The sequence below is a fragment of the Shinella sp. JR1-6 genome (assembly GCF_004284735.1).
GTDB lineage: Bacteria > Pseudomonadota > Alphaproteobacteria > Rhizobiales > Rhizobiaceae > Shinella.
This window is the reverse complement of record NZ_SHMI01000012.1, coordinates 41,169-61,391: the sequence shown is the minus strand read 5'-3', so window position 1 is coordinate 61,391 and position 20,223 is coordinate 41,169. Positions and strand designations below refer to the sequence as shown.

The 20,223-nt window shown below is 65.9% G+C and carries 22 protein-coding genes; 14 read left to right on the top strand and 8 right to left on the bottom strand.

Features of this window, described 5'->3' with window-relative positions; translation table 11 throughout:
- Window positions 1–23 precede the first annotated feature (23 nt).
- Window positions 24–1,196: a 4-hydroxybenzoate 3-monooxygenase gene (gene pobA / locus EXZ48_RS20260; protein ID WP_130517877.1), complete on the top strand. Its 1,173-nt coding sequence runs from the start codon at window positions 24–26 to the stop codon at window positions 1,194–1,196.
- On the opposite strand, the gene EXZ48_RS20255 is transcribed toward pobA, so the two are convergent.
- On the bottom strand, window positions 1,190–2,056 hold the full coding sequence (locus EXZ48_RS20255) for a phosphotransferase family protein (protein WP_130517875.1): 867 nt from the start codon (window positions 2,054–2,056) through the stop codon (window positions 1,190–1,192). The genes pobA and EXZ48_RS20255 overlap by 7 nt on opposite strands.
- Window positions 2,057–2,144: 88 nt before the next feature.
- Window positions 2,145–3,068, bottom strand: coding sequence for a pca operon transcription factor PcaQ (gene pcaQ, locus EXZ48_RS20250; RefSeq protein ID WP_023512545.1), 924 nt, complete (start codon window positions 3,066–3,068; stop codon window positions 2,145–2,147).
- Between the two features lie 95 nt (window positions 3,069–3,163).
- Here pcaQ and pcaD point away from each other — a divergent pair, with 95 nt between their 5' ends.
- The 13 genes from pcaD (at window position 3,164) to EXZ48_RS34950 (ending at window position 14,573) form a co-directional block, all read left to right on the top strand.
- Complete coding sequence (gene pcaD / locus EXZ48_RS20245; RefSeq protein ID WP_130517874.1) at window positions 3,164–3,976, top strand: 3-oxoadipate enol-lactonase; 813 nt, start codon at window positions 3,164–3,166, stop codon at window positions 3,974–3,976.
- A complete protein-coding gene (gene pcaC / locus EXZ48_RS20240) occupies window positions 3,969–4,373 on the top strand; it encodes a 4-carboxymuconolactone decarboxylase (RefSeq protein ID WP_023516211.1) in 405 nt (134 codons plus the stop codon). Before pcaD ends, pcaC begins: the two co-directional genes overlap by 8 nt.
- A gap of 7 nt (window positions 4,374–4,380) precedes the next feature.
- Window positions 4,381–5,130, top strand: coding sequence for a protocatechuate 3,4-dioxygenase subunit beta (pcaH, locus tag EXZ48_RS20235; RefSeq protein ID WP_023516212.1), 750 nt, complete (start codon window positions 4,381–4,383; stop codon window positions 5,128–5,130).
- Window positions 5,130–5,744: a protocatechuate 3,4-dioxygenase subunit alpha gene (pcaG, locus tag EXZ48_RS20230; RefSeq protein WP_130517872.1), complete on the top strand. Its 615-nt coding sequence runs from the start codon at window positions 5,130–5,132 to the stop codon at window positions 5,742–5,744. Before pcaH ends, pcaG begins: the two co-directional genes overlap by 1 nt.
- A gap of 195 nt (window positions 5,745–5,939) precedes the next feature.
- Window positions 5,940–6,995 carry a 3-carboxy-cis,cis-muconate cycloisomerase gene (locus tag EXZ48_RS20225; RefSeq protein ID WP_130517871.1) on the top strand — a complete coding sequence of 352 codons (1,056 nt, stop codon included), beginning with the start codon at window positions 5,940–5,942 and terminating at the stop codon, window positions 6,993–6,995.
- A 139-nt stretch (window positions 6,996–7,134) separates the two neighbouring features.
- Window positions 7,135–8,307, top strand: coding sequence for an ABC transporter substrate-binding protein (locus EXZ48_RS20220; RefSeq protein ID WP_130517869.1), 1,173 nt, complete (start codon window positions 7,135–7,137; stop codon window positions 8,305–8,307).
- Window positions 8,308–8,496: 189 nt separating this feature from the next.
- Complete coding sequence (locus tag EXZ48_RS20215; RefSeq protein WP_130517867.1) at window positions 8,497–9,360, top strand: branched-chain amino acid ABC transporter permease; 864 nt, start codon at window positions 8,497–8,499, stop codon at window positions 9,358–9,360.
- Window positions 9,360–10,367, top strand: coding sequence for a branched-chain amino acid ABC transporter permease (locus EXZ48_RS20210; protein ID WP_165909380.1), 1,008 nt, complete (start codon window positions 9,360–9,362; stop codon window positions 10,365–10,367). The genes EXZ48_RS20215 and EXZ48_RS20210 overlap by 1 nt, the downstream gene beginning before the upstream one ends.
- Window positions 10,364–11,128 carry an ABC transporter ATP-binding protein gene (locus tag EXZ48_RS20205; protein ID WP_130517865.1) on the top strand — a complete coding sequence of 255 codons (765 nt, stop codon included), beginning with the start codon at window positions 10,364–10,366 and terminating at the stop codon, window positions 11,126–11,128. Before EXZ48_RS20210 ends, EXZ48_RS20205 begins: the two co-directional genes overlap by 4 nt.
- Entirely contained in the window at window positions 11,109–11,825 is a 717-nt protein-coding gene (locus EXZ48_RS20200; RefSeq protein ID WP_130517863.1) for an ABC transporter ATP-binding protein, read from the top strand. The genes EXZ48_RS20205 and EXZ48_RS20200 overlap by 20 nt, the downstream gene beginning before the upstream one ends.
- A 151-nt stretch (window positions 11,826–11,976) precedes the next feature.
- A complete protein-coding gene (locus EXZ48_RS20195) occupies window positions 11,977–13,698 on the top strand; it encodes a thiamine pyrophosphate-requiring protein (RefSeq protein ID WP_130517861.1) in 1,722 nt (573 codons plus the stop codon).
- Window positions 13,699–13,721: 23 nt separating this feature from the next.
- Window positions 13,722–14,255, top strand: coding sequence for a 2,4'-dihydroxyacetophenone dioxygenase family protein (locus EXZ48_RS20190; protein WP_130517859.1), 534 nt, complete (start codon window positions 13,722–13,724; stop codon window positions 14,253–14,255).
- Between the two features lie 141 nt (window positions 14,256–14,396).
- Window positions 14,397–14,573 carry a hypothetical protein gene (locus tag EXZ48_RS34950; RefSeq protein ID WP_156334047.1) on the top strand — a complete coding sequence of 59 codons (177 nt, stop codon included), beginning with the start codon at window positions 14,397–14,399 and terminating at the stop codon, window positions 14,571–14,573.
- A gap of 68 nt (window positions 14,574–14,641) precedes the next feature.
- Here the strand turns inward: EXZ48_RS34950 and EXZ48_RS20185 are convergent, their stop codons facing one another.
- The 6 genes from EXZ48_RS20185 to EXZ48_RS20160 are packed head-to-tail and all read right to left on the bottom strand — an operon-like array spanning window position 14,642 to window position 20,100.
- A complete protein-coding gene (locus tag EXZ48_RS20185) occupies window positions 14,642–15,400 on the bottom strand; it encodes an SDR family NAD(P)-dependent oxidoreductase (protein WP_130517857.1) in 759 nt (252 codons plus the stop codon).
- A 3-nt stretch (window positions 15,401–15,403) separates the two neighbouring features.
- The gene (locus tag EXZ48_RS20180; protein ID WP_130517855.1) at window positions 15,404–16,855 is read right to left on the bottom strand and encodes an aldehyde dehydrogenase; all 1,452 of its coding nucleotides are present in this window, start codon (window positions 16,853–16,855) and stop codon (window positions 15,404–15,406) included.
- 21 nt (window positions 16,856–16,876) lie between these two features.
- Window positions 16,877–17,590 carry an ABC transporter ATP-binding protein gene (locus EXZ48_RS20175; protein ID WP_050742699.1) on the bottom strand — a complete coding sequence of 238 codons (714 nt, stop codon included), beginning with the start codon at window positions 17,588–17,590 and terminating at the stop codon, window positions 16,877–16,879.
- Complete coding sequence (locus EXZ48_RS20170; RefSeq protein WP_130517854.1) at window positions 17,583–18,311, bottom strand: ABC transporter ATP-binding protein; 729 nt, start codon at window positions 18,309–18,311, stop codon at window positions 17,583–17,585. Before EXZ48_RS20170 ends, EXZ48_RS20175 begins: the two co-directional genes overlap by 8 nt.
- On the bottom strand, window positions 18,308–19,231 hold the full coding sequence (locus tag EXZ48_RS20165; RefSeq protein WP_130517852.1) for a branched-chain amino acid ABC transporter permease: 924 nt from the start codon (window positions 19,229–19,231) through the stop codon (window positions 18,308–18,310). The genes EXZ48_RS20170 and EXZ48_RS20165 overlap by 4 nt, the downstream gene beginning before the upstream one ends.
- Window positions 19,228–20,100 carry a branched-chain amino acid ABC transporter permease gene (locus EXZ48_RS20160; protein ID WP_130517850.1) on the bottom strand — a complete coding sequence of 291 codons (873 nt, stop codon included), beginning with the start codon at window positions 20,098–20,100 and terminating at the stop codon, window positions 19,228–19,230. The genes EXZ48_RS20165 and EXZ48_RS20160 overlap by 4 nt, the downstream gene beginning before the upstream one ends.
- Window positions 20,101–20,223 lie beyond the last annotated feature (123 nt).

Below are 20,223 nucleotides of genomic sequence, written 5' to 3'. Positions count from 1 at the left end.
AAATGCCAGTTCGGGAGGACACTATGCGCGTTCAGGTCGTCATCATCGGTTCGGGGCCTTCGGGCCTGCTGCTCGGCCAGCTGCTCGGCAATGCCGGCATTGAGACGGTGATCCTCGACCGGTCGAGCCGCGCGCATATCCTTGGCCGCGTGCGGGCCGGGGTGCTGGAGGAGGGTACGACTGCACTGCTCGACCAGGCCGGCGTCGGCGCGCGCATGCATGCCGAAGGCTTGCCGCATGACGGTTTTTCGCTCGCCTTCGACGGTCGCGATCACCGCATCGACCTCTTCGATCTCACCGGCGGCAAGCGCGTCATGGTCTATGGCCAGACGGAGCTGACCCGTGATCTCATCGAACAGCGGGAAGCCGACGGCCGGCTGACGATCCACGAGGCGGTAAATGTCACGCCGCATGGCTTCGACGGCGCCACGCCCTACGTCACCTACGAGAAGGACGGTATCACGCACCGGATCGACTGCGATTTCATCGCCGGCTGCGACGGTTTCCACGGCGCCAGCCGCAAGGCCGTGCCGGAGAAGGCGATCCGCACCTTCGAAAAGGTCTATCCTTTCGGCTGGCTGGGTATCCTCGCAGAGGTGCCGCCGGTCAGCGACGAGCTGGTCTATGCCAACCATCCGCGCGGTTTCGCCCTCTGTTCCATGCGCTCGCGCACCCGCAGCCGGTATTATTTCCAGTGCGCGCTCGACGAGAAGATCGAAGCCTGGTCCGATGCGCGCTTCTGGGACGAGCTGCGCCGCCGCCTTCCCGCCCATCATGGCGAGGCACTGGTCACCGGACCGAGCTTCGAGAAATCGATCGCGCCGCTGCGTTCCTTCGTCGCCGAGCCGATGCGCTTCGGCCGGCTGTTCCTCGTCGGCGACGCCGCCCATATCGTGCCGCCGACGGGCGCCAAGGGGCTGAACCTTGCCGCAAGCGATGTACACTACCTTTTCTCCGGTCTTGTGGAACACTATCGGGAGCGCTCCGAGGCCGGCCTCGACGCCTATTCGGCAAGGGCGCTCGCCCGGGTCTGGAAGGCTGTGCGTTTCTCCTGGTCGATGACGAGCATGCTGCACCGTTTTCCCGGGGCCGGCGATTTCGACCAGAAGATCCAGGAAGCCGAGCTCGACTATCTCACCCATTCCCGCGCGGCCGAAATGGTGTTGGCGGAAAACTACGTCGGCCTGCCCTACTGACGCGCCGCCCAGGCGGCGATGGAGGCGATCATCGTCGCGTGGTGCTCCGACGCTTCGGCGAGGGCTGCAAGTTCCCAGAGCCGGTGCACGCCGGTCAGGAGATGGATGCGGGCACGATCGAGCGCCCGGCCCGTCAGCTGTTCATAGCTGTCCGCAACCCGCGCGGTGAGGTCGGGGCTGATGAAGTTCGTGTAGATGAAATCCTGGTGCAGTGGGCCGAAACCGGAATCGGCGAAATCGTAGATGCCATTGAGCCGCCCGGCGGCATGGTCGAAGGCCATGTTCCAGCCGTGGCCATCGAAGAACCCGTAGGTTTCGCCATGAGGATCCGGCGCCAGCGTGCGCCAGCCGGAAAGGGTTTCGCTCGCAAAGCCATGCAGGTCTTCCGGCAGCAGCGGCAGGGCCCTTGCCGCGATGCCATCGGCATCCAGCCAGCGCTCGATGGGCCGCGCGCCGGCGGCCTCCATCAACGGGCGGGGGAGGGCATGCAGCTGCGTGTAGAATCGGGCGAGCGTCTCACCCAAGGCCCTTCGCGCCGGCTCCGGCAGCGTCTCGTAGTGAGCGGTTTCCAAATGGTCGCCGGGGATGATTGCGTGTTCGGAAAAGAGCGGTGCGCCCTCGTGGAGGTGAAGGTCCGGAACGGGCATCGCAAGATGCGGGCGGATGGTCGCGAGGATGGAGGCTTCGCGGCGCAGCGCCTGTTCCGCCTCCTCGCCCTGTGGGAACTTGAAGACGCGACGTTCGTCCACCGCCACCGCACGCGAATGCCAACCGCCCGGCAGTAGCCGGAAGGCGGCATCTGCCAGATCGGGATGAAGCGCGACGATCGCGGTGCGGAAAGAGATAAGTTCGCTTGTCATGCACCCTTCCTAGAGCAATTCCAGCAAAAGCGCGAAGCGGCTTTGCGCCCGCAATTGTGGCGAACCCTCTGGCTGAGGGGCGAAGGGCTCAAGCCGCGGGCGATACCTTGCCTGCCACTTCGCGGATCGTCTGGATGAGGATGGACAGTGGCATGGACGGTACGGCGTCGGTGCGCATGGTGAGGCCGACGGGCCCCTTCGTGCCGCTCGTATCGATCGGCAGCGCCGCGAGCGCACCATCCGCGATATCCGCTGCCACCACCCCTTCGGAGATGATCCAGATCGCATCGCTTTCGCGCACGAAGGCGCGGCCGAAGGCGTCGGACACGGTCTCGATCTGGTTCGGAAGGCCGGCAATACCGTTGGTGATCAGGAAGCTTTCGACGAAGGGGCGGATGATCGAGGCGCGCGTCGGCATCAGCACGGGATAGGCGTCGAGCCCGGCAAAGGCCGATCCGCCGGCAAGCAGCGGATGGCCGGCGCGCACGCAGAAGACCACCTTTTCCGAATAGAGGTGCTCGAAGGAGAAGCCCGTCATCTTCTCCGGTGCGGCAAGGCGCCCGACGACGAGATCGAGGTCGCCGACGCGCAGCTGCTCCAGCAGAACCGCGTTTTCGCCCGTGACGATCTTTAAGCGCGCGCCCGTCTCTTCCGCGAGAAACAGCGCCATCGCCTTCGGCATGATGCGCGTCGAGACGGTGGGCAATGCGCCGATTCGGATCGGCGGGGCATCGCCGGAAAGCGCCTGTGAGACCGAATCGAAGCCTTGCCGGAGCGCCGCCAGCACTGCGCCGGCATGCTTGAGGAAGACCTCGCCATGCCGGGTGATCTTGATGCCGCGCCCCTCGCGCTCGAAGACGGCGACGCCGAGAACCTCCTCCAGTTCACGGATCGTCTTCGTCACGGCAGGCTGGCTGACATGCAGGATTTCCGCTGCCTTCATCACGCTTCTCTGGCGGGCCACCTCGACAAAGGTCTGCAGATGGCGGAACTTGATACGGCTGTCGACCATGGTTTCCATAACCCTCAAGTTAACGAAACGGCATGAAATATCATTTTACCTAACCAGATCAAGGGGCCAATCTGAGGGTCCGGGAGGAGACAGAAGTGCAGTTCGCAACCGTCAACGACGTCATCTTGCACCACCAGCTGATCGGCGGGCCGGCGGGCCGCCCGGTGATCGTCTTTGCCAATTCGCTCGGCACCGACTTCCGCATCTGGCGTGACGTCGTCGTGCGCCTTGCTGGCGACTTCCCCATCGTTACCTATGATAAGCGCGGCCATGGCCTGTCCGATCTCGGCCAGGTGCCCTATTCGATCGACGACCATGTCCTTGATCTCGCCGCACTGCTCGACCGGCTGGATGTGAAGGGCGCCGTCATCTGCGGCCTTTCCGTCGGGGGCATGATCGCGCAGGGCCTTGCGGCGAAGCGGCCGGACCTCGTCCGGGCGCTGGTGCTCTGCGACACGGCGCACAAGATCGGCACGGCCGAGATGTGGAATGCGCGTATCGAAAGCGTCGAGACGAAGGGTATCGAAGGTCTCGTCGACGCCGTCATGGAGCGCTGGTTCACGCCGGCCTTCCGTCGTCCGGAGAACGCCGCCTATCACGGCTACCGCAACATGCTCACCCGCCAGTCCGCGGTCGGTTATGCCGCCACCTGCGCCGCGCTGCGCGACGCCGACCTCACCCGTTCGACGGAACGCCTTGCCGTACCGACGCTCTGCGTCGTCGGAGACCAGGACGGCTCGACCCCGCCGGATGTGGTGCTGTCCATGGCAAAGCTCATTGCCGGCGCCCGCTACGAGGTCATCAAGGATGCCGGGCACATTCCCTGCGTCGAGCAGCCGGAAATGCTGTCGGAGATGATCCGCGCCTTCATCGCCACCCTACCTGCCGGAGACGAGCCCCATGGCTGATGCGCATACCTTTTCCGACCGCTACCGCCAGGGCATGGTGACCCGGCGCGCGGTGCTCGGCGACAGTCATGTCGACCGCGCCTCCTCCGGCGCCACCGCCTTCGACCAGCCCTTCCAGGAGCTGATCACCGAAGCGGCGTGGGGCACGGTCTGGTCGCGGCCCGGCTGGACGATGCGCGAGCGCTCGATGGTGACGATCGCGCTGCTCGCCGCGCTCGGTCACGATGAGGAGGTGGCGATGCATGTGCGCGCCACCGTCAACACCGGCGCCAGCCGCGAGGATATCGCCGAGGCGCTTCTGCATGTCGCGATCTATGCCGGCGTGCCGGCGGCCAACCGGGCGATCAAGATCGCCAAGCACGTCTTCGAGGATATGGACGCCGAAAAGGCGGCCTGAGGAAACCATGACGGACCTTTCCAATCGCAAGCCCGAAACAGGCGCCTTCTTCTCCCGTGATCGCCTGTGGCATCCGCCGGGCCTGACGCCAGGCTACAAGACCTCCGTGCTGCGCTCGCCGCAGAAGGCCCTTCTGTCGCTCGACGGCACGGTTTCGGAAATCACCGGCCCGGTCTTCGGTCACGCGATGCTGGGCGAGCTCGACAACGACCTGATTCACAATTTCGCAAAACCGGGCGAAAGCGCGATCGGCGAGCGCATCATCGTGCACGGCCGGGTGCTCGACGAGCGGGCGCGGCCGGTGGCGGGCGCGCTGCTTGAGTTCTGGCAGGCCAATGCCGGCGGGCGCTACCGCCACAAGAAGGAAAGCTACCTCGCGCCGCTTGATCCGAATTTCGGCGGCTGCGGGCGCACCATCACCGACGAGGATGGCTATTATGCCTTCCGCACCGTCAAGCCCGGGCCCTATCCCTGGCCGAACGGCGTCAACGACTGGCGCCCGGCGCATATTCATTTCTCCGTCTTTGGCCACGGTTTCGCCCAGCGGCTGATCACGCAGATGTATTTCGAGGGCGATCCGATGATCTGGAAATGTCCCATCGTGCAGACGATTCCGGACAAGGCGGCCATCGAGCAGCTGGTCGCCGCGCTCGATTGGGGCAACACGATCCCCATGGATGCGCGCGCCTACAAGTTCGACATCGTGCTGCGTGGCCGTCGCTCGACGCTCTTCGAAAACCGGATGGAGGGCAACTGATGGTGCAGCCGCTCGGTTATCTCAAGGAAAGCGCCTCGCAGACGGCAGGCCCCTATGTCCATATCGGTCTCACGCCGAATTTTTCCGGCATTGCCGGCGTCTATGAGAGCGATCTCGGTGCCACCATGGTGAACGACAGGACGCTCGGGCGACGCATCACCATCACCGGGCGGGTGCTTGACGGCACCGGCACGCCACTGAAGGATGCGCTGATCGAGATCTGGCAGGCGGATGCGGCAGGTCTCTACAACAGCCCCTCGGAGCTGCGCGGCAGCGCCGATCCCAATTTTACCGGCTGGGGTCGTGCCGCCACCGACGGAGAGACCGGCGAGTACCGCTTCGAGACCATCAAGCCTGGCCGCGCCCCCTTCAAGGACGGCCGCCCGATGGCGCCGCACATTTCATTCTGGATCGTCGCCCGCGGTATCAATCTCGGCCTCAACACGCGTCTCTACTTCGCCGATGAAGAGGCGGCCAATGCCGAGGACCCGGTGCTCGCCCGCATCGAACACCGGGTGCGCGTGTCGACGTTGATCGCAGCGGTGGACGGGGACAGCTACCGCTTCGACATTCATCTGCAGGGCGAGAAGGAAACGGTGTTCTTCGATATCTAGGCTGTGTGCTAAGCTCGGCACCGGCTACATGGATCCTCGGATCAAGCCCGAGGATGACGAAAGAAGCGAGGTTTGCAGTCAGATTGACGGCGCCGCATGCCGCATCGTTCATGAGGTCCGTGACCTCTCCTCCTCTCCGTCATCCTCGGGCTTGACCGGAGGATCCACGCGCTTCCGACCGGAAAAGAGCGACCCATGACCGTTTCTCCCTTCGACCATCCCTATCTTTCCGGCCTACTCGGCGACGAGGCGGTGGCTGCGCTGTTTTCCGTCGCTGCTGAGCTTGAGGCCATGCTCGCGTTCGAGGTGGCGCTGGCAAGGGCCGAAGTAGAGGCGGGTGTGATCCCGGCAGAAGCCGCCGGGGCGATCGAGGCTGCCGCGCACCGCTTCTCGCCGGATGTCGCAAGCCTCAGGGCCGCCACCGCCCGCGACGGTGTGGTGGTGCCCGATTTCGTTCGCCAACTCCGCGCCGCCGTCGGCGAGCCGCATGGCCGGCATGTACATGTCGGCGCGACCAGCCAGGATGTCGTCGACAGCGGACTGATGCTGCGCCTCTCACGCGTCTTGCCTGTTCTTGAAAACCGGGTGGAAGCGCTGACCGGCGTGCTCGATGGTCTCGCCGTCACCTTCGGCGACCGGGTGTTGATGGGGCGCACCCGCATGCAGGCTGCCATCCCCATTGCCGTGGCGGACCGCGTCGGCGCCTGGCGTGCGCCCCTTGAGCGCCATCATACGCGCCTGAAGGGTCTGATGGAGGAGGGGCTTGTCGTGCAGTTCGGCGGCGCGGCGGGCACGCTGGAGAAACTGGGCGAGAAAGCACCGTCCGTGCGTGCCGCGCTTGCCCGCAATCTCGGTCTTGTGGATGTCCCGCAGTGGCATAGCCAGCGGGACCGCATCATGGACCTTGCCGCCCTCCTTTCCGGCATCACCGGCAGCCTTGGAAAGATCGGGCAGGATGTCGTCCTGATGGCCGACCGTGGCGACGAGATCGCGCTTGCCGGCGGCGGTTCTTCCTCCGCCATGCCGCACAAGCAGAACCCGGTCGCCGCCGAAGGGCTGGTCGCGCTCGCCCGGTTCAATGCGGCACAGCTCGGCGGTCTGGCGCAGGCGATGGTGCATGAACAGGAGCGTTCCGGGGCGGCCTGGACGCTGGAATGGATGATCCTGCCACAGATGGTGGTCGCCACCGGCGCCGCCCTTCGCCTGGCCGATACGCTGCTGTCGTCCGTTCGGCATCTAGGTGCGGCCTGATGTATTTTCATAATTCCTAAGTTATGAAATAGCCAGATTTTTTCATTTTACATTACCGTTTCATCTGTCAATCTGACAAAAATCCAGTTTTGGACAGGATCGAGCACCGGTGGGAGACCGGCCTTTCAGGGAGGAAAACATGAAACATGTCGCGATCGCCGCGCTGGCGGCTGTGCTGATGGGAAGTGCTGCCCATGCCGATGTAATCAAGGTCGGCGTCGTCGGGCCGTTCTCCGGCCCCTTCGCGCTCCAGGGCAAGAACTTCAAGGCAGGCATCGACGCCTATATGGCGCTGAACGGCAACACGGTTGGCGACGACACGATCGAGGTGATCTACCGCGACATCCCGACCGCCGATCCGGCCCAGTCCAAGGCGCTGTCGCAGGAGCTCGTCGTCAAGGAAGGCGTGCAGTACCTGGCCGGATTCTACTTCACGCCGGATGCGATGGCCGCGACCCCGCTGCTCGAACAGGCCAATGTGCCGATGGTGGTGATGAACGCGGCGACGTCAGCCATCGTCACCAAGAGCCCCTATGTGGTGCGCACCTCTTTCACCACCTGGCAGACTTCGACGCCGATCGCCAAGGTCGCCTTCGACGGTGGCACCAAGAAGGTCATTTCCGTCGTCAGCGACTATGGTCCGGGCGTGGATGCGGAAGCTGCCTTCAAGGCGGGCTTCGAGGCGGCGGGCGGCGAGATTGTCGAGGCGATCCGCATGCCGCTCCAGACCAACGACTTCTCGCCGATCATGCAGCGCATCAAGGATTCCGGCGCCGAAGGCGTCTTTGCCTTCCTGCCCTCGGGTCCGACGACGCTCGGCTTCGTCAAGGCCTTCAACGAGAACGGTCTGAAAGCCGGCGGCATCAAGTTCTTCGCGCCCGGCGACCTGACGCAGGAATCCGACCTGCCGGCGCTCGGCGAGGCGGCGCTGGGTCTCACGACCACCTTCCACTATGCCGTCTCACACGATTCAGCGGAGAACAAGACATTCGTCGAGGCCGCCGGCAAGGCGATCGGCAATCCGGCGGAGCTCTCCTTCCCCGCGGTTGGCGCGTATGACGGCATGCATGTCATCTACAAGATGATCGAGGCGACGGGCGGCGCGCAGGATGCGGCCAAGGCGGTCGAGGCCGTGAAGGGTCTTTCCTGGGAAAGCCCGCGCGGACCGGTTTCGATCGATCCGGCAAGCCGTCATATCACGCAGAACATCTACCTGCGCGAAGTGGCCAAGGCCGATGACGGGACCTACTACAACAAGGAGGTGCAGACCTTCGAAAAGCAGGGCGACCCCGGCCTTGCGGCGGCGAAATAACAATCGTTGCTGCCTGGCAAATGGCTTGTTCCTAACCCTCTCCCCGCAGACGGGGAGAGGGGACGTGCCCCGCACCACGGTGTAGATTTGAGGAGAACGGTGCAGCATGTCCCTTCGCCCCGCTCGCGGGGAGAAGGTGGCCGGCAGGCCGGATGAGGGGCTGTTCCTCCACCACAGCAGGATAGTTGGATGCAAACGGTCTTCAGCATCGGCGTCGACGCCCTCGCCTACGGCATGGTGCTCTTCGTCATCTCGATCGGCCTGTCGGTGACGATGGGGCTGATGCGGGTCGTCAACCTCGCGCATGGCGCCTTCGCGATGATCGGCGGCTACATCGCCTCCTATGCCGCGCGCGACCTCGGCCTTGCCTATGCCGTTGCCGTCATGCTTGCCGTCTTCGGCACCATCCTGATCGCCATTCCCGTCGAGCGCCTGCTCTATCGCCGCATCTATGGCCAGCCGGAGCTGACGCAGGTGCTGATGACCATCGGCATCACCTTCTGCGTCATCGGCATCGCCAACTATGTCTTCGGGCCGACGCTGAAGACCATTCCGACGCCGGAAAGCCTGCGCGAGCCGGTCAGCCTTGGCTTCCGTACTGTTTCGGCGCATCGCCTCTTCGTCATTGCCTGCGGTGCCGCGGTCGCGCTCGGCCTCTGGTATTTCATCGAGCGCACGGCCTTCGGCGTGAAGTTGCGCGCGAGCGTCGACAACGCGGCCATGGCCGCCGCCCTCGGAGTGAAGACCGAGGTCGTCTATGCCGTCAGCTTCGCCGTCGCGGTCGGCCTTGCCGCCTTCGGGGGCGTCGTCGGCGCCGAGCTGTTGCCGATCGAGCCCTACTATGCGCTGCGCTACATGGTGACCTTCCTCGTCGTCGTCTCGGTCGGTGGGGCGGGCTCCATTCCGGGTGCGCTCGCCGCCTGCCTGCTGCTTGGCGCCATCGATACGACGGGGCGCTACCTGATGCCGGAATTCGGCGAATTCTTCTTCTATCTCGCGGTCATCGCCATCGTCTGGATTTTCCCGCGCGGCCTTGCCGGAAGGATGAAGTGATGGCGCTCACCATGAACACCGACAACCTCTCCACCACCCACGACCGCCGCGCCCGCCTGACGCGCGATGCGATCGGGGTCCTCGTTATCCTTGTGGTCGCCGTCCTCGGCTATCTCCTCTTTCCCAACAACCTCGCGCTGCTGACACGCATCACGGCGATCGCGCTCTTGGTCCTCTCGCTCGATCTCGTCACCGGCTACTGCGGCGTGGCAACGCTCGGCCATGCCGCGCTGTTTGGTGCAGGGGCCTATGGGGCGGGCATCGCGGCGGCCCATTTCGGCATTACCGATCCGATCGCCATGCTCGCCGTCGGCGTGGTCGCGGGTGCGCTCGCCGGCCTTGTCTCCGGTGCCGTCGTTCTGCGGGCGCATGGCCTGCCGCAGCTTGTGCTGTCCATCGCCACCGTCCATCTGGCCCACGAGGCGGCCAACAAGGCGTCCGGCTGGACCGGCGGCAGCGACGGTCTTGCCGGCATCATGCCGGATGCCGTCTTCGGCCTCTGGCAATTCGACCTGTGGGGCCGCACGGCCTATGTCTTCGGCATCGTGCTGCTGGTCGCCGTCTTCGTCGTTCTGCGCCAGATCGTGCGCTCGCCCTTCGGCATGCTCTGCCGCGGCATCAAGCAGGACCCGCTGCGCGTGCGCGCCATGGGCGCCTCGGTGCACGGCACGCTGATCCGGATGTACGCCATCTCGGGCGCCGTCGCCGGGGCGGGCGGGGCACTCAACGCCATCTCGACCCAGGTCGTCGGCCTCGACAGCCTGTCCTTCACGCTTTCGGCGGAAGCCCTCGTCATGCTCGTGCTCGGCGGCACCGGCTCGCTCTATGGCGCGCTGATCGGCACGCTCTCCTTCCTGTGGTTCGAGGACGTCGTCTCGGCGGCCAATCCGTTCCACTGGCTCACCATCGTCGGCGCGCTGCTGATCGCCGTGGTGCTCTTCGCGCCGAAGGGGCTCTACGGCTCGCTCGCCGCCCTCCTCGAACGCCGCGGGAGGAAGGACCGATGAACGCGATTTTCGATGTCCGCAACCTGAAGCGGAGCTTCGGCGGCCTCGCCGTCACCAACGATGTGTCCCTGTCGATGGCACCGGGCGACCGGGTTGCGCTGATCGGCCCGAACGGTGCCGGCAAGACGACCTTCGTCAACCTCGTCACCGGCAATCTCCTGCCGAATTCCGGCACGGTCACGCTCGGCGGCGAGGATGTCACCCGCCTCGGGCCGACGGAGCGCGTGCGCCGCGGCCTCGTGCGGTCCTTCCAGGTGACGCGGCTCTTCTCCGAGATGACGCCGGAGGAACATGTCGCGCTCGCCATCCTGCAGCGCCAAGGCCGGTCCGGCCGCATGTTCGCCAGCCACCGCGCCATGCCTGACGTGATGGACGAGGTGCATGCGCTGCTTGCCCGGCTCGGCATCGCCCAGCTTGCCGGCCGCCGCGTCAGCGAGATCGCCTACGGCCAGCAAAGATTGCTGGAACTCGCGCTTGCGCTTGCGCTCAAACCCAGGGTCCTGCTGCTCGACGAGCCCGCCGCCGGCGTGCCGCAGAGCGATACGGCGCGCATCGAGCAGGCGATTGCCGATCTGCCGGCGGATCTTGCCGTTCTGATGATCGAGCACGACATGGACCTTGTCTTCCGCTTCGCAAAGCGCGTCATCGTGCTGGCGGCGGGCGAGATCATCTTCGACGGATCGCCAGACGCGGTGACGAAGGACGCCCGTGTTCGACAGGCCTATCTCGGGAGTTATGCCGATGCCCGCAGCGTCGCTTGAAATCGCCGGTCTTTCCGCCGGCTACGGCCCGACGCGGGTTCTGGAGGATATCTCCTTTGCCGCGGATGCCGGCCGCAGGCTCGCCGTGCTCGGCCGCAACGGCATGGGAAAATCCACGCTCTTCGCCACGCTCGCCGGCCAGACGAAGCGTTATGGCGGCGCTATCCGCCTCGGCGGAGAGGCGATCGAGGGTATGGGCAGCTCCGCCCGCGCGCTGAAGGGGCTCGGCTACGTGCCGCAGTCTCGCGACGTCTTCCCGACGCTGACGGTGGAGGAAAACCTCTTCGTCGGGCTGAAGGGCCGCCCGCGCACGGCTATCGATGAGGCCTATGCCATGTTCCCTCGGCTCAAGGAGCGGCGCAGGAACCTCGGCTCGCAGCTTTCCGGCGGCGAGCAGCAGATGCTCACGACGGCGCGCACCATTCTCGGCCAACCCTCCGTGCTCCTGCTCGACGAGCCGCTGGAGGGCCTTGCCCCTGTTATCTGCGAGGAACTGATGGCGGCGTTCGGTACGCTTGCGGCCTCCGGCGAGATGACCATCCTGCTTGTCGAACAGCGCATCCAGAGCGCGCTCGATTTCGCCGACGACGTGATCATCCTCGAGCGCGGCCGCATCGCCTGGACCGGCACTCCGGCGGCGCTCGCTGCCGACCGGCACGCGGTTGAGGCGCTGCTCGGCGTCGGCGGGCTGCACTGAGAGCAATTCATACGGCTTTCGTTATGTATCGCGGCCGGCATTTCATTTTACATCACTGTCCTGCCTGTCAGAGTGCTGCCTGAGACCTGTGCCGTCCGGTTCGAGGAAACCGGCGGCCGCGGGCAGGCTGCCGCACGACGGGGAGGTTCCGATGGGCGAAGACGATCTTGCCGGGGCGCCGGCAATGACGGCGGGCGGTGCGCTGCTCGCCCGACTGAAGGCGGTCGGCATCGACTTTATCTTCGCCAATTCCGGCACGGATTTTCCGCCAATCATCGAGGGCCTGGCCGAGGCGGAGGCGAAGGGCATCGCCCTGCCGCAAGCGCTCGTCATGCCGCATGAATCGGCGGCGATGGGCATGGCGCACGGCTATTATCTCGCCACCGGCCGTGCCCAGGCGGTGATGGCGCATACCAATGTCGGCCTCGCCAATTGCGCCATCGGCGCCATCAACGCCGCGATGGAGCATATCCCGGTTCTCCTGTTCTCTGGCCGCACGCCGGTCACCGAGCGCGGAAGAAAGGGGTCACGCACCGTGCCGATCGGCTGGGGGCAGGAGATGCGCGACCAGGCGGCGCTGGTGCGCGAGGCCTGCAAGTGGGACGACGAGCTGCGCTTCCCCGAGCATATCCCGCAGATGGTCGACCGGGCGCATGCCATCGCCAATTCCACGCCGCGCGGGCCGGTCTATATGAGCCTGCCGCGCGAGGTGCTCTGCCAGCCTTGCCCGACAGAGGACCTTGCGGCGCCGGCAACCATGATGCCTGCCGTCTCCACGCCATCGGCCGAAGCGGTTGCGGAGGCCGCGCGTCTTCTGGCAGCGGCGGAGAACCCGGTTATCTTCGCGCAGCACGGCGCCGGGTCGGCCGAGGGGTTTGCCGCCCTTGCGGCGCTGGCGGGTGACTGGGGCATTCCCGTCTGCCAGTACTGGGCGGTGCAGCTTGCCATGGCGACGGACCATCCGATGGCCGCACAGGCCGATCCGGGGCCCCTGCTGGAGGCCGCCGACGTGGTGCTCGTCCTCGATGCGCTGGCGCCCTGGTCGCCGGATGTCCATCTGCTCCGGCCCGGCTGCAAGGTCATCCAGCTCGCCCAGGATCCGCTCTGCCAGCGCCAGCCGGTACGCTACTTCCGCTCCGACGTGACGCTCGCCGGCGATGTCGATACCGGCCTGCTGGCCCTGAAGGCGGCGATGGACCTGCTGCTGCCCGCCCATCGCGCCACGGCGGAACGTCGTGCCACGGCGGTTGCGGAACGCAACCGCATGGCCCGCGCCGGCGTTCTTGATGCGGCCCGGCGCGGCGGCGGCTCGCCGATGACGAAGGATTTCGTCAGCCTGACGCTCTCCGAGGCGCTGGCGGGCCGGAATGCCACCGTGCTTTCCGAACTCGGCTGCCCGCTGGCACCGATGACGCTTTCTCATCATCAGGCCTGGTATCAGGAGCCGCATTCCGGCGGCCTCGGCTGGTCCTTTCCCGCCGCGCTCGGCATGCAGCTGGCGCGGCGAGAGCGGCTCATCGTCGCCACCATGGGCGACGGCTCGTACATGTTCGCCAATCCCGTCGCCTGCCATCAGATCGCCGAGGCGCTGGAACTGCCGATCCTTGTCCTTATCGTCAACAATGCCGAATGGGGTGCGGTGCGCCAGTCGGTGCTCGGCCTCTATCCGGACGGGTATGCGGCGAAGACCAACCGCATGCCGCTGACCGCGCTTTCGCCGGTGCCGGATTTCGTGAAGGTCGCCGAGGCGAGCCGGGCCTATGCAAGACGTGTCACCGACGGCGCCGCCCTTTCCGGTGCACTTGCCGAGGCGATCGACCATATCGAGACGAAGCGGACGCTCGCGCTGCTCGACATCGCCGTCCGCGCCTGAACCATCATACGAGGAGGAAATCCATGCCCGAGCTTGCAAAGAACGAATTCTGGAAGGATCTGAAGCCCATCGACAAGGTGTTCCAGCCGGATGCCCTGCCGGAAGTCTATCTCCAGAACGCGCCGACCGACGACGAGCGCTACTACGTGCCCTTCACCGAGACCGTCTCCTCCCGTCCGCTGTGGATCTCCCCGACGCAGAACAAGTGGTGCGACATCCTGATGGCGAAGAAGGCGGGGCTGGTGAACCGCCACTACCACCCGCACGAGGTCTTCGCCTATACGATCTCCGGCAAGTGGGGCTATCTGGAGCACGACTGGACGGCGACGGCCGGCGACTTCGTCTACGAGACGCCCGGCGAGGGCCACACGCTCGTCGCCTATGAGCACGAGCAACCGATGAAGGTGTTCTTCCAGGTCAAGGGGCCGCTGATCTGGCTCGACGACAAGGGAGAGCCCGACGGCTTCTTCGACGTGCACAACTACATTGCCCTCTGTCGTGACCACTATGAGAAGGTCGGGCTCGGGCGGGATTATGTGGAGCGGCTTTTTCGCTAGAGCTGCTCCAGCCGAAGCGAAATCGCTTCGGCGTCAGGTAAAAGGGCCTGTTTCCTGCGGAACAGCGACGGGCGCGGCGATGTGCGACCTTCTGGTCACCGGATGAGAGAGGCTCATCCCAAAGAAATCAGGAGAGACCCCATGCGCAAGATCATCGTTTCCGCTGCCATCGCCGCCGTCGCTGCCGTCTCCTTCGCCGCCCCCTCGCAGGCCGGCTACTACAGCTACGGCTACAAGCCGCATTGCTTCATCAAGAAGGTAAAGTCCTACGACTACTACGGCAACGTCATCATCAAGAAGATCAAGGTCTGCAAGTAAGCACCTCCCCATTGACCTCCCCGAAGGCCCGGATGTTCCCTGCATCCGGGTCTTTTGCCGTGCTGCGGTCAGATGCTCATGCCGCCATCGACCATCAGCATCGTGCCGGTGATGAAGCTTGCCTGGTCAGAGGCGAGATAGAGCACCGAGCGGGCGATTTCCTCGGCGCTGGCATGGCGGCCCATCGGGATGAGCCTGTTGAAGAAATCCGTGCCGTCCATGCCGGTCGCGGCGCCGAGGCCCTGTTCCACGGCAAGCTGGAAGCCGTTGTCGACAGGCCCGGGATTGACCGTGTTGACGCGGATGCCACGTGGGGCAAGCTCCTTGGCAAGGCAGCGCATCAGGCCGGTCTGGGCGTGCTTGGCGGTGATATAGGCATAGACGCCGGGATCGCCGCGCGTCGCCGCCACGCTCGACGTGATGATGATGCTGCCGCCATCGCGCATATGCGGCACGGCGTGTTTGGCGGCAAGGAAGGCGCCGCGCACGTGCACCGCCTGCACGGCGTCGAAGATGTCGAGCGGATAGTCGGCGATGGGTGCGACCGTGCCGAAAGTGCCGGCATTGGAAAACAGCACGTCGATGCCGCCGAAGCGCTCGACGGCAAGGCCGATATAGGCCTGCGTCGAAGTACTGTCGGTGACATCGGCTGCCGCGCAGGCCACACGCTCCTTCGGCAGGCCCGCAACGGCCCGTTCAAGCGCCGCGCGGTCGTTGTCGACGAGCACGATATTGGCACCCTCGGCAAGGAAAAGCCGGGCGACGGCAAGGCCGATGCTGCCGGCCCCGCCCGTCACGATGGCGGTCTTGTTGTGGAGGAGCGCCATGGGTCAGATCGGATAATGGATGGCGCCGTCCTGCACGGTGATCCAGCGCAACTCGGTGAATTCGGCAATGCCGGCCTTGCCGCCGAAACGTCCGTAGCCGGATTCCTTGACGCCGCCGAAGGGCATCTGCGCCTCGTCATGCACGGTCGGGCCGTTGATGTGGCAGATGCCGGATTCGATACGGCGGGCGACCTGCATGGCGCGGTTGACGTCCCTGCCGAAGACGGCGGCGGAAAGGCCGTATTCCGTGTCGTTGGCGACGCGCACCGCCTCGTCGATCGAGCCGACGCGGATGACGCTGACGACCGGGCCGAAGCTCTCCTCGCCGTAGATGCGCATGGCGGGCGTCACCCGGTCAAGCAGGGTGGCGTCGACGATCGTGCCCCGCACGCTGCCGCCGGCCGAGAGCGCCGCGCCCTTGCCGACGGCGTCGCGGATGAGCTGTTCCAGCCTCTGGGCCGCATGGGCATCGACGACCGAGCCAAGCGGTGTGTTGCCCTCGCGCGGATCGCCGGCGACGAGGGTTGCCGCCTTCTCGGCGAGCGCCGCGACGAAGCGGTCGGCGACCGTCTCGTCGACGACGATGCGTTCGGTCGACATGCAGATCTGGCCCTGGTTCATGTAGGCGCCGAAGGCCGCGGCGGCGACGGCCGCGTCGATATCGGCATCGTCGAGCACCACGAAGGGCGCCTTGCCGCCGAGTTCCAGCAGCGCCGGCTTCAGGTAGCGCCCGGCGGTCTCGGCGATGATGCGGCCGACGCGGGTGGAGCCGGTGAAGTTGACGCGGCGCACGGCGGGATGGGCGATCATCGCCTCGACGATGGCGGCGGCATCGTCAGGCGCATTGGAGATGGCGTTGAGCACGCCTTCCGGCAGACCGGCCTCGTGCAGCGCGTCGACGATCAGCCGGTGGGTGCGCGGGCAGATTTCGGAAGTCTTCATCACCACCGTGTTGCCGCAGGCAAGCGGGGTGGCGAGCGAGCGCACGCCGAGGATGATCGGCGCGTTCCACGGCGCCATGGAGAGGACGACGCCGGCCGCCTGGCGCACGCCCATGGCGAGCGAGCCGGGGCGGTTGGAGGGGATGATCTCGCCGGTGATCTGCGTCGTCAGCGATGCGGCCTCGCGCAGCATGTCGGCGGCAAGGCCGACATTGAACATTGCCCAGCCGGCCGTCGCGCCCGTTTCGGCGGCCATGGCGGCGACGAAATCGGCGGTTCTCGCCTGCAGCTTGTCGGCGGCGGCAAGAAGCAGCTTTCGGCGCTGGCCGGGCCCGGTCGCCGCCCAGGCAGGGAAGGCCTTCGCCGCGGCATTGACGGCCTGGCGTGCATCCTCCAGCGAGGCGGCGGCGACCTCCGAAGCGACTTCGCCGGAAATCGGGTTGATGCGGGTGAAGGTGCGCCCGTCAGAGGCGGCCTGGTCGAGATTGTTGATCTTCAGTCCAAGGACGGACATGGTTTGCTCCCTGCTTGACATTCAGACGGTTGCGCCGAGGAACGCGCGTTTTACCGCGTCGTCGTTCATCAGTCCTGTTGCGGTATCCTCGCCGACGATGCGGCCTGCCTCCAGAAGGTAGCCGCGGTCGGCGATCGAAAGGCTCATCTTGACGTTCTGTTCGACGATCAAGAGCGCCAGCCCGCTCTCGCGCACCCGGCCGAGCGCGGCGAAGAGCTCGCCGACGACGACGGGGGCAAGGCCGAGGCTCGGCTCGTCGAGCATCAGGAGGTCGGGCTTCGACATCAGCGCGCGGCCGATCGCCACCATCTGCTGCTCGCCGCCCGACATGGTGTTGACGAACTGCCGGCGCCGGTCCGCGAGTTTCGGGAAGAGGCCGTAGACCAGCTCGCGGCTCGCCTTGCCATGGGCGCGGGCGCGCCTGGCATAGGCGCCGAGGGCAAGGTTCTCCTCGACCGTCAGGTCGCCGAAGACGCCGCGGCCCTCCGGCACCAGCGCGATGCCGGCTTCGAGCACCAGATGCGCGGGCCGGCCGGCAATGTCCGCGCCGACAAAGCGGATATCGGCGCCGGGATCGGGCCGGACGAGGCCGGCGGCGGCCTTGAGCAGCGATGACTTGCCCGCACCGTTGGCGCCGAGCATGACGACGGTTTCGCCTTTGCCAACGGTGACGGAGATCCGGTCGAGGGCAAGGTGCGGGCCGTAGTGGAGGGAGAGGTCGCGGATCTCAAGCATGGCCGTCTCCGAGATAGGCGCGCACGACCTCCGGATCCCGCAGCGTCTCGGCGGTCGGGCCGTCGGCGATCTTGCGGCCGGCATTCATCACGATGGCCCGCCCGCAGAGCGCCCGGATGGCATCCATGACATGCTCGACAAGGAGCACCGTGATGCCGCGCTCCCTCAGCGACAGGATGAGGTCGATGCCGGTGCGAAGCTCCGTCGGATTGAGGCCGGCGAGCCATTCGTCGAGCAAAAGCAGTTCCGGCTCGGCGGCGAGCGCCCGGGCAAGCTCCATGCGCTTCTGGTCGATATAGGTGAGAGAGCCGGCCGGCTGGTCGGCGCGTCCGGCAAGGCCGACGGCGGCAAGATGGGCCTGGGCTGCCTCGTGGGCTGCCTTGCCCCAGAGCGTTCGGCGGCCGAAGGCTAGTGCGGTCACGACGTTTTCGGCCACCGTCAGCGAGGGAAGCGCGCGCACCAGCTGGAAGGTGCGAGCGACACCTTTCCTCGCAATGCGGTTCGGGCCAAGGCCGGAAATCGCCTCGCCGTTGAGGGCGATCCGCCCGCCGGTCGGCGGCAGGAAGCCGGAGATCATGTTGAGCACCGTCGTCTTGCCGGAGCCGTTCGGGCCAAGCAGGCCGACGACCTCGCCGCGCTCCAGCGAGAAGGAGACGGCGTTGACGGCGGTAAGCCCGCCGAAGCGCTTGGTAAGGCCGCTCAGCGCAAGAAGTTCGCTCATCGTGCACCGCCTTTCCTTAGCCGGCTTTCAACGGCTGCCAGCACGCCCTTCGGCAGGAGGAACACGATGGCGATGAAGACAAGGCCAAGGATGATCGGATAATGGTTCGGAAAGTTGGCGGAAAGCCACTCGAAGAGCAGGAAGAGCGGAATGGCGCCGAGCAGCGGGCCCCACAGTCGGTCCGCCCCGCCGAGCAGCGCCATGATCAGCGTCAGGAAGGAGATGGTCGGGTTGAAGACGATGCTCGGCTCGATATAGGTCCAGCGCGGCGCCTGGATGGCCCCGACGAGCGTGATGATCACGGCACTGACGGCAAAGAGCGCGAGCTTGAGCTTGGTAATGTCGATGCCGCAATGGCTCGCCACCACCTCGTCGTCACCGATGACCTTCAAGGCGAGGCCCCAGCGCGTGCGGCCGATGCCCCAGGAGAAGAGGAAGGTGGCGGCGGCGAGCGCCAGCAGTTGCCAGTAGATCCCCTCCGGCGTCACGGGCAGGAAGATGTAGCGACCAAGCGTGCCCGTCACGTTGACCTCGTACCAGGTGACGAGCTGGCGGATGAGCTCCGCAAGACCGAAGGTGAAGATCACGAAATAGACGCCGGCAAGGCGGAGCGTCGAGAGACCGACGACCAGCGCCACCGCAAGGCCGATCATCGCCGCGACGAAAAGGACGAGCGGATAGGGCAGGGTCTCGCTGAAGACGCCGACCGTATAGGCGCCGATGCCGAAGAAAGCGACGGTGGCGAGCGAGACATAGCGCGTCGGGCCGGAGAACAGGCCCCAGGCGGTGGCGAGCACCACATAGCCGGTCATGCCGATCATCAATGTCACCGCATAGGGTCCGGCGAAGAAGAGCAGGGCGGCGAGCGCGGCGAGAACGAGGCCGGCGACGAGGAGGCCGAAAAGCGTGCGTGCCGTCATCGTGCGCTCCTCCCGAAGAGGCCGGCGGGGCGCCAGAGCAGGATGGCGAGGAAGATGAGGTAGGTGGCGGCGAGCGTCAGGCCCGGATCCACATAGGTCGCAACGAAGGTCTCGACGAGGCCGAGCAGCAGGCCGGAGAACAGCGCGCCGAGAATATTGCCGACCCCGCCCATGATGACGACGATCAGCGCCTTCATGGTGAAGACGACACCGGCCGTGGCGGTGAAGGTCTGGTACATGGAGATGACCACACCGCCGGCGGCCGCCAGCGCTCCGCCGATGGCGAAGGCCGTGCGGGCGGCACGCTCGACATCGATGCCGACGAGTGGCGCGGAGGTCGGCGAGACGGCGACGGCGCGCAGTGCCGTGCCCCAGAGGGTGCGGGTGAGGAGCAGGTACAGCCCGCTGCCGAGGACGATGGCGAGCGCGAAGGCGATCAGACGGTTGGCCGCGATGGTGGCCCCGAACACGCTGACGCCGATGTTGAGATAGCTGTAGCTCGTATAATTGCTGCCGAAGAGCACCAGCATGCCGCCCTGGATGACGAAGAGCAGGCCGAAGGTGGCGAGGATGGAGTCGATCTCCAGCGTCTCCCGGTTCTTCGCACGGCGCACCAGCGGGCGCATCATCAGGCCGTAGACGAGGTAGCCGAAGACAAAGCCGAGCGGCACGGCGGCTAGAAGACCGAGCACCGGATTGATGCCGAGACCGTTGAACAGCACATAGGCAAGGAAGGCTGCCGCGATGATCGTCTCGCCATAGGCAAGGTTCATGATGCGCGCGATGCCGTACTGGAGCGTCAGCCCCATCGCGACCAGCGCATAGGTTCCGCCGAGCATGAGCCCGGACAACAAGGCCGTGACGAGCATGGCCGCTCCTTACATTTGCCGGCCGATGGCATGCACCGCGCCGTTTTCAGTCGATGACAGAATGCCCCTCATCCGGCCTGCCGGCCACCTTCTCCCCGTGAACGGGGGGAAGGAAACCTGGCT